This window comes from Rosettibacter sp. KY25, from assembly GCF_057554405.1.
Genome location: NZ_BAAJAO010000007.1, coordinates 60,894 through 72,764 on the forward strand (window position 1 = coordinate 60,894; position 11,871 = coordinate 72,764).

At 32.8% G+C, this 11,871-nt stretch carries 7 protein-coding genes and 1 pseudogene; 1 reads left to right on the forward strand and 7 read right to left on the reverse strand.

Translation table 11 applies throughout. The features are described from left to right. Nucleotides 1–6 precede the first annotated feature (6 nt). The 6 genes and pseudogenes from AC27L2_RS06030 to AC27L2_RS06055 form a co-directional block, all read right to left on the reverse strand. On the reverse strand, nucleotides 7–1,533 hold the full coding sequence (locus AC27L2_RS06030) for a glucuronyl esterase domain-containing protein (RefSeq protein ID WP_487210808.1): 1,527 nt from the start codon (nucleotides 1,531–1,533) through the stop codon (nucleotides 7–9). A gap of 145 nt (nucleotides 1,534–1,678) precedes the next feature. Next, nucleotides 1,679–3,418 (reverse strand): T9SS type A sorting domain-containing protein, encoded by a 1,740-nt coding sequence (locus tag AC27L2_RS06035; RefSeq protein ID WP_487210809.1) that lies wholly within the window; start codon nucleotides 3,416–3,418, stop codon nucleotides 1,679–1,681. Nucleotides 3,419–3,526: 108 nt separating this feature from the next. After that, on the reverse strand, nucleotides 3,527–6,520 hold the full coding sequence (locus AC27L2_RS06040; RefSeq protein WP_487210810.1) for a TonB-dependent receptor: 2,994 nt from the start codon (nucleotides 6,518–6,520) through the stop codon (nucleotides 3,527–3,529). A gap of 229 nt (nucleotides 6,521–6,749) precedes the next feature. Further along, nucleotides 6,750–7,451: pseudogene (locus AC27L2_RS06045) on the reverse strand (MvaI/BcnI family restriction endonuclease). A gap of 1 nt (nucleotide 7,452) precedes the next feature. Continuing rightward, a complete protein-coding gene (locus tag AC27L2_RS06050) occupies nucleotides 7,453–7,623 on the reverse strand; it encodes a hypothetical protein (protein ID WP_487210811.1) in 171 nt (56 codons plus the stop codon). Beyond that, nucleotides 7,598–8,752: a DNA methyltransferase gene (locus AC27L2_RS06055; RefSeq protein ID WP_487210812.1), complete on the reverse strand. Its 1,155-nt coding sequence runs from the start codon at nucleotides 8,750–8,752 to the stop codon at nucleotides 7,598–7,600. Before AC27L2_RS06055 ends, AC27L2_RS06050 begins: the two co-directional genes overlap by 26 nt. 338 nt (nucleotides 8,753–9,090) lie before the next feature. Here AC27L2_RS06055 and AC27L2_RS06060 point away from each other — a divergent pair, with 338 nt between their 5' ends. Then, complete coding sequence (locus AC27L2_RS06060) at nucleotides 9,091–10,410, forward strand: TrpB-like pyridoxal phosphate-dependent enzyme (protein ID WP_487210813.1); 1,320 nt, start codon at nucleotides 9,091–9,093, stop codon at nucleotides 10,408–10,410. Between the two features lie 92 nt (nucleotides 10,411–10,502). Here the strand turns inward: AC27L2_RS06060 and argH are convergent, their stop codons facing one another. After that, nucleotides 10,503–11,870, reverse strand: coding sequence for an argininosuccinate lyase (argH, locus tag AC27L2_RS06065; RefSeq protein ID WP_487210814.1), 1,368 nt, complete (start codon nucleotides 11,868–11,870; stop codon nucleotides 10,503–10,505). Nucleotide 11,871 lies beyond the last annotated feature (1 nt).

Below are 11,871 nucleotides of genomic sequence, written 5' to 3' on the forward strand. Positions count from 1 at the left end.
TGAATTTTATTTCATATAAATCATTTTTTTGCTAATGATACCGTGGTCTGTTTGAAGCTGATAGAATAAAGTCCCTGATGAAATTGAAGGCGGAGTATAAACAATTGTATATTCACCTGGATTTTTTTCTTCATCTATTAAAGTATCGATTGTTTGTCCAAGCACATCATAAACTTTCAATGTTACTTTTGTTTTTTCAAGAATTCTAAATGAAATTTTTGTATTTGGATTAAATGGATTGGGATAATTTTGTGAAAGTTCAAATTTATCAACAACTCCAATAATTTCATTTACAGAAGTTGGCGGATTAAAAGAAAGCTGCGGAGTAGTCCATGTAATCCATTTTGTTAAATCAGGATTATAAGGGCTTCGCTGAATATTTGTATTAATATCTTTTTTATCGAGCAAAAATTTTTCAACAAAGGCAACAACTTCTGGTTTTTGAACATCTGGCAATTGACAATGATTATGACCACCTAATATAGAGAATCCAAATCTATCTGGAACACCAAGTGCTTTCCATACTTCATAAGCTGCCTTACATCCTACATGTCCTGATTCTTCAGCAAGCCATTCATAATCAGGATTTCCGAGAACAAATAAAGCTCTTGGTGCAATCATAGCCATAAGTTCATGGTGATCAAATGGCAATTTATTAACTGCATTATTGAATTGACGCAAGTCTTGATGATACCATGGTGCACCTTGCGCATTCCGAAGAGTTTCTCTGCTTCCACTCAAAGTTTCTGTAACACGCCAAGCAGCATCACCGCCACCTCCAGGTTCCTGAGCAATTGTTAAAGCAATGCGTTCATCAAATGCTGATGAGAAAAGAGCAATTTTACCCGCAAATGAACAGCCTGTGATTGCCAATCTTCTCAAATTTATTTTTGAAGCCAGAGTTTTTTCTAATCCATCAATAATTCTGCTTACACCCCAAGCCCATGCAGTAAAGAACCCAACTTTAGGATCAGGAAAAAGTTTATAAAACCCTCCTGTTCCTCTTTTTACATCAAAACCCCATGGAGCTAATTCCCAGAATCTATATTGAATTGTAGCAATTCCTCGAGTTGTAAAAATATCAGCAGGCAAACTTCCTGTGCCGAATCCAATTCCAATTACCGCAGGAAACGGACCATCTCCTTTTGGAAAAGTTATTTTAGAAGTTAAAACAAGTGTATCACCATTTTGAATTATTGTAACAATTAAAGTGCTGTCTGCAGTAAAATCGGCTAATAAAGTATCAGGAGGAGCTGGTTTAATACCTGTTTCATAATATTGAATTTCTGCACCAATTTCTGCACGTCTGCAGCGCCAATCTTCAAAACTTTTAATTCTGCCTTTTGTACTGTCAGACCACATAAATGGGTCTGGCAATGATTTAATCACTGGCAGTTCGTTAAATGAAGGCAAGGGCGGCGGCAAACAATTTTTACCAGTGTTTTCTACATCAAAAGATAATGGTAATTCCTGTGCATGAATATCATAAAACACGCTTGCTATAAAAAACACTGATAAGATTATTTTTTTCATTTTAACCCCTTTTAGTAAGGAACAAAAATTCATTTCTTTTAAATAATTTTAATTAAACAAGCATTTGAAAATTCTACAAAAAAATTAGTGGAAGCATTCTATTCGAACGCTTCCACTTAAAAAGAATGAATAAAAAAGAATTAGTTTACTTCATCAGAATCATCTTCTTGGAAATGGAATTATTTCCAAATTGAACAGTATAGATATAAACACCACTGGTAAGGTTGCTTGCATCAAATTTAACTTTATGATTACCTGCCTGCTGGAATCCATTATACAAAGTAGCTACTTCTTTACCAAGCAGATTATAAACTTTAATAACTACATTACCAGATTTTGGCAAATCATAAGTAATTGTAGTAGATGGGTTGAATGGGTTTGGATAATTCTGATAAACATTGAAATCAGTTGGAATAATTTCTGCGCTCTCAACATCAGTTGGCAATTGACCTTTATTCAAGGCATTTTTGAGAGCTGCAATTTCAGCATCTCTTTGTGCAAGCCATTGAGCTTTTTTATCTGGGAACCAGTTCAAATCACCAAGTGGGAATCCGCCTAATCCAGCAGTTAACAATGTTGCATTTGTATACGACAAATCAACTGGAATAGGCCAGTCAGAAACATGAGGATATTCTGCTTCGCTGTAAACTTTTCTCCATAAATTCAATACAGCAGTGCTGTTTGTTGTATCAACTGTATTTAAGCAGAATTCTCTAATTTGTGATTTAATAGCATCACTAAATAAATCTTGTGGGTCTTTAAATTTTGGATCAACCGAGAACCAGTTGCCTTCAACCAGATAAGGATATTTCTGATTATTATCAAACATTGCCTGTGTGCGTGCATTCATTCTAATCATTTGAGAAGACCATTTATCAGTATTATTAGTCTTTCTCTGTGCAAGTACTTGATGCATATCAGCAAAGTAGCTATCCCAGTAAGCATTATTATTAGTAACTAAAACTTTTCTATCTACCTGTTCATAATCAGCTGGCAAATCTCTCACATTAATTAATCCCGTTGGCTGTAAATCAAGGTCTGTTTCACTCAAGTCTAATGATGGACAATAGGGCTGCATATTGCTGTTAACAAAAATGTTGTTAGCAATTATCATATTGCTTACATAACCTTGATTTTCGAAAACAATTCCTGCACAGTTAACAAATGTATTATGGTTAACAAATACTTCTTTTACTGGATAATTTCTAAATTTATATAACATACCTTGAGCCATAACATGAGTGCTGTTTTCAACCCAGATAACATCTGTATTATGTTCAACATTATCATAAACACCGCCATTACGTCTGCAAGGTTGACCACTCATATTAACAAAGTAGCAGCCATTGATGTAAAGTTTTGTACCCTCAACCTGATTGGAAGCAACAAATACCCATCTTGTGCGTTCAAATAAACAATTTTCCAAAGTAACAGTGCAGCCAGCTTTAGAACCCCAGAAGAATGTCCATCCAAGATTATTTGTTGCTGATGCAGGAATCATATTAACATTCTTTACTGTAACATCTCCACCAAAATTGATTCCTCCAGTATTTGTTCCAGAACCACAAATTACTGGTGGATGAGAGTCTGCATCTTTATTGGTTACAAGCGGTCTGCTGTCCTCCCCAATAATCTTTGTGTGTATTTTATCGCTTGTAGTAGGATTACTTGCAAGACTGTAAACCTCGTTCTTTTTCAAAAGATAAACTCTCCCAGCAGGAGGATTACTATCATATACTATTGCACCATACAGCGTATTATCTCCCGGCTTAACAACTGCAGTATCTCCTCTAAATTGTTCTACATAATCACTAAGATTTTGTGCTATTGAAGTGCCCGCAATAAAGAGAATTAATACCAGAATAAATTTTACATATTTCCTCATGGTTACCTCCTATTATTTTGTTATTAATTTAAGTTAGATGTTACAGTAATAAGAATATTAAAATATTTTTTATGACATTTTACCTCCGCTATTATTCATAAATATTTTTTATAAACTATATCTAAGAGAAACTTCATAGAAAGTAGGACTATAAGTTGTCGAAGCTAAATTTGAAATAATTTGAGTAGTGTTTGGTCTTCTGAAATCTCTATAAGTTTTTATTGGTTTACGGAATAAATTAATGCCATTGAAAGCTATTGTTAATCCATCTATTGGAAGTTTTTGTTGTAAGGTTAAATCCCATTTATGAATTGCAGTTGTTAGCTGATCTTCCTCTGGTCTAACTCCCACATAAGATGTAACAGCATCTTTCAAATTGTAGGAAATTCTTCCTGAAAAACCTTTGTAATCAACACCAATAGCAATGTTTAGAATATGGTCTGCTTGATGAAGTAATCTTCCTGTATAGATTCTTGATTTAGTCAAATAGTAATGTTTCTGTTTTATACCAGAACCTGCGACAGAATCTATATTTTCAATTACTTGATAATCCATTTTCGACCAAGTTCTTGTATAATTGATATTTAATACAAGTGAATTAAATGGTTTGGGCAGATACCAGAAGTTTGTTTGCCATTCAATTTCAAACCCTCTTAGATAACCTGGATTAGGATTATTAACATAAGAACTGACAAGCTGAGACCTGTTAGGTGCCTGTACATTTAATTTTTTCCAGAGAGCTGAATCGGGGAACCATACATTCCATGCTTTAATATTTTGATAATAAAATTGTGTATTGAAAAATACATCTTTCAACTTCTTATAAAATCCGGTTACGGTAAATAATCCTATTTTGTTACTGTAGAGATATAATGCCAAATCGTAATTGTTTGTTACAGTAGGCTTAAGATTTGGGTTGCCAGCTGATGCACCTCCACCTGGTTCAAAATAGATATTTGGTAAGATAGCCAAATAATCAGGTCTTGAAATTGATTTTGTATAAGCTGCTCTTAAATCTGCCCATTCATTAATTTTATATCTTAATTGTACATTTGGGAAAAAGTTTTCATCATTTCGATTGGATCTGTTCAATGTATCGAAGAGAACACCATCCCCATCGACTGCATGAGTTACATAGAAAAAGTTGGCTTTATAATTCATGTTAAAATGTTCATATCTAACACCAAGAATTAAATTAATTCTGCTGCCAACATTAAATTCCCCCATTAAATAGCCAGCTTTAAATGTTTCTTTTCCATCAAAATCATCACGTTCTGATTTTGCTCTATGTCTTGATTTTAACCAGCCGCTTACAGCTTTCGGCATAAAGGCATCCATAACACTTTTATCAATTGCATATTCAAATTTGTATGTGCCATCAAGAAAATAATTGCCGCGTTCATAATCGTTGTTTCTTACATCAGTAAACATAAGAGGAGATGAATTGCTAATAACTTTACCTGGGAAAAAGTTACTTACAGCATTATAAAAATCAGGGTCACCTACTCTGTGGTAACTTTCTTCAACATTATTAGTTCTTTTTGAGTAATCATATTTACCACCAAGTTTAATTTTACCCGAAGCAATTTGACCAAAACTTAACGGTATGGTAAAATCAAGTTTTGCTGTATATAAATTTTGTCTGAATGCTTCTGAACGCATCCCTGACCATCCATAAATTGGGCTTCTCTTCCATGCGTCTGGGTCAAGTTTAATTTTGTAAACATCATCTGGAGTCATGTAATCTCTTGCTCTTACATAATTAACATAGACCATTTTTCCATCTACATAATCAACAAAAGGTTGACCAGTTTTTTCGCGGAATCCAAATTCCAAGCCGGGGTCACCATATCTGATATCAGTATTCTTATCTGAATATGAATGTGAAAGGCTTAGCTCAGTTTTGATGTTTCCAAAATTATATTCTGTTTGAAGAGCATTGATAAGAAGTTCTTTATTATGTTTATCTCTATTCAGAGTGAAGAACAAACTGTTTTCAGCAAAGTCAAATTCTGTTCTGTATCTTGCTATGTCGTTTATAGTATGAGCCAGTGTGTTTTGTAAAATGATTTTACCATTTGGCAGTTGATAATCAAGAATAACACTTCCACCAACATTGCTTATTATATTTTCTTCATCTTGAAAAGCAAAGTCAATCATTCTGTATTCTGCATTCCCATATCCAGAAGTATCAACACCTTTTTGATAACCAGCGTTTGTAAAATCATTACCTGCATTTGAGCGGTCTGCATTCCCCTGAACAAAAACACCAAGTTTATTATTCCAGAATCTATTGCTTGCACTTACCCAGAATTTATAATTGTCGTAAGTTCTATCCTGTCTGTTATAAGTTCCCTGAGATAAAATATCAAAATGGAATTTTTCCGGAGCTTCCATAATTCTTAAGTTTACAACACCACCTATAGCATTTGCATCCATATCAGGAGTGAGAACTTTTATTACTTCAATACCTGATAACATATTTGAAGAAATAAAACCAAGGTTAACAGAGCGGTCATTCATATCTGTAGAGGGTAGCTGAATACCATTCATCAATATTACATTTTGCTTTGCCTGAATTCCTCTTACAACAACTTTATCTCCATCCATAAGTGACATACCTGGCAATCTGCTCAAAGCTGCAGCGGCACTTTCATCCGGCAGTTCACGAATTCTTTCTGCTGAAACAACATTTTTTATTGTATTAGAAGTCAATTGTTGATTAATTGCTTCTCGCTGACCTTTTGCCTGTGCAGTAACTTCAATTTCAAATTCTATTGCTGTCGGAGTTAGTTGAATATCGCCCAAAAAGAGTTGTTTTGTGGTTACCTCGATTTCCAATTTTTGAGTTTGATAACCAATGTACGAAACTTGTAAGGTTCTTTTACCTACAGGTATATGATGAATAATAAATTTTCCATCATAATCTGTTGCAGCACCAAGACTTGTATTTAAAATTAGTACGTTTGCACCAATTAATGGTTCGCCTGTTCCTTTATCAACAACTCTTCCGCTGATACTCCCGCTTCCCTGGGCAAGGATTATTTGTATTGGGAAAGATATGATTAAAAAGAAAAGAAAAATGTAAAACTTTTTTTGCATGGTAACCCCCTAAAATAATTTATTACAGACTTATTATAATTTAATAAAACCCAGATGAATAAATTCATAATATAATAGAACGGTATTGAACAAATAAGAACGTTTCAAAATAACTTAAGATAATTTTTTTGTCAAGCAAAATTTTCGAAAAAAATTAAGTAAAAAACAGAATTCGATTAATAAGTGCGGTTAATTTTGTGGCAATTTAATTATTGGTTTGTCTTCAAAATTATAGCAATTTTCTTTTTTTTGAATACAGATTAACAAGATTTCTTTCTGAAATTCTAAAACCAGTGCCATGATTTCTAACTCCACCTGATTCTTTTATATGCATCCTTAAATCAATCATTAATTCATTTTTTTCAAAAGCATCTAAAAATTTTTCTGGGGTTGGATTTTCAAGTAAATAAGCTTCATTGAAATGAAAGAACTCAGCATCATTTTCAAATTAGTTATTAGCTATAATCAGCAGTAGTCTATCAAGTTTTGTCATAAATTTTCCTGCAATTACATATGTACTCCATTCTGCAATATGTTCTATTTCATTTATGTTTTTTAATATAATCAAATGTTTTTCTTTATCAGTGATTAAATAAAATCCTTGAGTGTTTGGTGTTTTAACATTTACAATATTGTAAAGTGCTTGTCTATTTTTTTCATCTTTATATCCGTATCTATTAATTAATTCCTTCTGATTAATTTTCCATACACCTTTATTAAATGTAAACAGAGTAATCAAAGAATTTGTGTTTCTTCTCGTTGCTTTCAGTTCAACTCTTCCCCCAATATCTGGCACAGCTATATTTGTTTCCAAAAGCCCAAGCTTTTTTTCAAGCAGATGGCCTATACCTGTAGGACCCTTTCTCAAAGATTTAATGAATCCTTTTAGCTTCAAACTTTCTAAGTGTTTTATTAATTCTTTTAATTGCATTTTATTTTTTCTGACAAATTACTATGTATTCGTTTTTCATCGTTGTGGATGTTTCGCCTGCTACATTTGTGGGGCTATTTTTAAGCGGCATTCTTTTATTTGGAATATTTCTAACAATTGTTTCGATGTGAATAAAACCATTTGACTCAAATAATTCTGCAGTTATTTTCATCGGTGGGAATTTTTATTCCTTTTACTGTTCTATTTCCTACAACATAACAAACAAATCCGCCATGCTTTACTACAACAGAAATATTATTTATCGACTTTTCATAATCTTCATAAAAAGAAATAACATCACGTGCTCGTTCTTTATCTCTTTTTTGAATCGCATTGACTACATCATTAAGTATATCACTTTTAAAAATATGAGTATGTTTTCTTTTTTCTCCTCCCATTAACAACTTATCGACTTGATTTGCTTCTTTGAACCCAAGCCACTCATTTGAAAAACGAGAATATTGACCATAAGCTACTGTTGTTCGAGAGTCTCCATAAGGTGGTGATGTAACAACAATATCAATTGAATTAGGTTTAATTATGTTTTCGGGTATGTTATTGACTGTATTAAAATCATAAACAAATGTAAGCGAGTTGCTTTTATGTGCATCAATAAATTCTAAAAGACCTGCCTTGTTTCTTGTAAGTTTTGAAATCATTATTCCAAAAACATCTTTATCATTTTTCTCTTTCAGATTCTTATCTCTTACTAACTTAAATTCCCCCTGTTTGATAAATGATGATTCTCGTACTGTTTCACTAAAAGCAACTTTGAAAAAGTTTTTAATCTTCATATCAATAATGCTCTCAATGTAACCAAGAATAATCCCTAATTTCTGTTGAACATCCTTTGAAAACCAATAATCAATATTTTTTACTTGAGGAATAATTACTGATTTAGTTTTTTCTGTCCCAAAGCTTACAGAAAAAATGTAATCTATGAAATCATTTATAAAAATATCCAATTCGTTTATGTCAATAACAGTAGTTTTAGCTTTAGCAATCAATCTTGCTAATGGATTAATATCTGTACCGATTGCATTAATGCCGAAAAGATTAGCTTCAACTAATGAAGTTCCAGTCCCGCAGTAAGGATCAAATAAAATATCAGCATTCTTGCCAAAATTTTCTATAAGTCTTCTTGCTACTTGAGGTATCATCATAGCAGGATATGCATGAAAGCAATGAGTATATTCCTTTGTGTTAGCTTTTTTAAAATCCCAGCTCTCATCAACTATTTTATTTTTACGAACTAAATTTGCTTCTGCTTCAATTAGTATTTTTACGGGAGGCTCAATCATTTTGCATTAACCCAAGAATCTCTTTTATAATTTTCTAAATTTTCTACAACACAATCTAACATTAAGATTAGCTTATTATCAAGATTAACTTATTCAAATAAAATAAATATAATTTGCTTACCAAAATTTTTTCTTGACAAAACAAAATTCAAAAATTACTTTTGAACCATGAATTTCAAGAATGTAAATATTGAAAATTATTGGTGGTGGTGGAGAAGACCTTCTCTACCGTCCTAGGACTATAATCTTTTTAAAGAAGAGCCGTGGATGGTAGAACCGTTCACGGCTTTTTTGTTTTAAAACTTTCTGTTAAATCTAACAATTAAGGAGGTGAAAAAATGTCAGAAAACAAAATTGTTTTTCTCGAACAATCCAGAATGCCTACTCATTATTACAATATTTTAGCTGACCTGCCTGTTCCAATGGATCCGCCATTAAACCCTATAACAAAACAACCTGCTACACCGCAAGAACTTTCTGCAATTTTTCCGATGGACTTAATTATGCAGGAAGTTTCTCAAGAAAGATTTATTGAAATTCCTGATGAAGTTAGAGATTTATATCGATTAAGCCGCCCAACACCATTAATCAGAGCAGCAAATTTAGAAAATGAACTTCAAACACCTGCTAAAATTTATTTCAAGTATGAAGGTGCAAATCCAACAGGAAGCCACAAAACAAACACATCATACGCACAGGCATACTACAATAAAAAAGCAGGCATCAAAAAACTTGTAACTGAAACCGGAGCTGGTCAATGGGGAAGTGCACTTGCAATGGCATGCAAACATTTTGGTTTAGAATGTGAAGTGTTCATGGTTAAAGTAAGTTATAATCAAAAACCTTATCGAAAAACTTTTATGAGATTATTTGGTGCCACAGTTCACGCTAGTCCAACTGATTTAACAAATGCTGGAAGAAAAGTTCTTGAAAAAGACCCCAATTCGCCGGGCTCACTTGGCATTGCAATAAGCGAAGCAATTGAAGTTGCTGTTCAAAGAGACGATACAAATTATAGCCTCGGCAGCGTATTAAATCATGTTCTATTGCATCAAACAATTATTGGTGAAGAAGCTCGCCTTCAAATGGAAATGATTGATGAATATCCTGATATTGTAATCGGATGTGTTGGGGGAGGAAGTAATTTTGCAGGAATTGCATTTCCATTTTTGCGTGACAAATTAAATGGTTCGAAAAAGAATCTTGAAGTAATTGCAGTTGAGCCAGCTTCGTGTCCATCTCTCACAAAAGGAAAATATGATTATGACTTTGGCGACGAAGCAGGTTTAACTCCACTTATTAAAATGTATACACTTGGACATGATTTTATTCCTCCTAAAATTCATGCTGGAGGTTTACGATATCATGGAATGGCTCCAACAATTTCACTTCTTTACAACATTGGTGCAATAACAGCAAAAGCTTATGAACAGCAGGAAGTTTTCAGAGCAGCACAACTTTTTGCTCAATGTGAAGGAATTGTTCCAGCTCCGGAAAGTTCTCATGCTGTCAAAGAAGCAATTGAACAGGCACTAAAATGTAAAGAAACTGATGAAGCAAAAACAATTTTATTTAATCTTTCAGGTCACGGATTTTTAGACTTAGGAGCTTATGAACTTTATCTCGATAATCTTCTTGAAAACGGAAACAACAAGTAAGAAGATATAAAAAGAGCTGTCTAAAAAGTAAAACTTCAAAAAAAGATAAAATTGATTATGAATGATTTATACAGTTTTGCTTTTTAGACAGCCTATAAAATTTTTTTCCACTTCTTAATTTGCTTCTCAACTTCTGCAAATGAAGTGCTTCCTGCAGATTTTTTGTTGTTAATACTCGTTCTCGGATTGAAGAGATTATAAATATCGTTTTCAAATTTAGGATGGAATTTTTTATAATCCTTTAATGATAAATGATGCAGCTTAATATTTTCTTCTACACATTTTGAAATAATATTTCCAACAATATGATGTGCTTTTCTGAATGGAACATCTTTCTTTACTAGATAATCAACAAGGTCTGTGGCTAAAGATAAATCCCCTGTCAATTCATCTTCAAATCTGTTCTTATTAAAATTTGTGTGAGAAAGTAATTCCGACATTATGTTCAAACAATCTTTTGTAGTATCTACAGCATTAAAAAGATGAAATTTATCTTCCTGCATATCACGATTATAAGCAAGCGGAAGAGCTTTCATAATTGTTAATAATCCAATTAAAGAACCATAAACTCTTCCAGTTTTTCCGCGGATTAATTCTGCAAAGTCTGGATTTTTTTTCTGCGGCATAAGACTGCTGCCTGTTGCATATTCATCATCAAAAGATGCAAAGGAAAATTCTTGAGAACTCCATAAAATTAATTCTTCACTCAATCTGCTCAGGTGCATCATGATTATTGAACAAGCTGAAATTAATTCGATTAAAGTATCGCGGTCGCTTACAGCATCAATACTATTTTCAATTATTCCATTCATTTTCAAAAGTTTAGAAGAATAATTTCTATCAATATTAATTGATGTTCCTGCAAATGCTGATGCCCCAAGCGGAGATTTATTTACTCTTTTCATTAAATCATTAAGTCTTTCTTTATCCCTCTGAAACATTTCGACATATGCAAGCAGATGATGAGCAAATAAAATTGGTTGAGCTCTCTGAAGATGAGTGTAACCCGGAATAATTGTTGCCTTATGTTCTTCTGCTAATTTCAATAATACTTTCTGAAGAGATAAAATAATTTTCATTAAATCATGAATTTCTTTTCTCATGTATAGTCGTTCATCTAAAGCAATCTGGTCGTTGCGGCTTCTTGCAGTGTGAAGCCGCTTTCCAGTTTCTCCAATTTTTTCAACCAATCTTTCTTCGATTGCTGAATGAATATCTTCTTTTTTCCAATCAAGTTTTAATTTGCCGGTGATAATTTCATTTCTAATTTCTTCAATTGCATTTATGATTTTCTTTTCATCATTCTTTGAAATAATTTTTTGCTTTGAAAGCATTTTAACATGAGCTATACTTCCTTCAATATCTTCACTAAATAATTTTCCATCAATATCAATTGATGAAGAAAATTTTAATGCCGATTCTGCGAGCTGCTTTTTAAATCTACTGTTCCAGATAGCCATT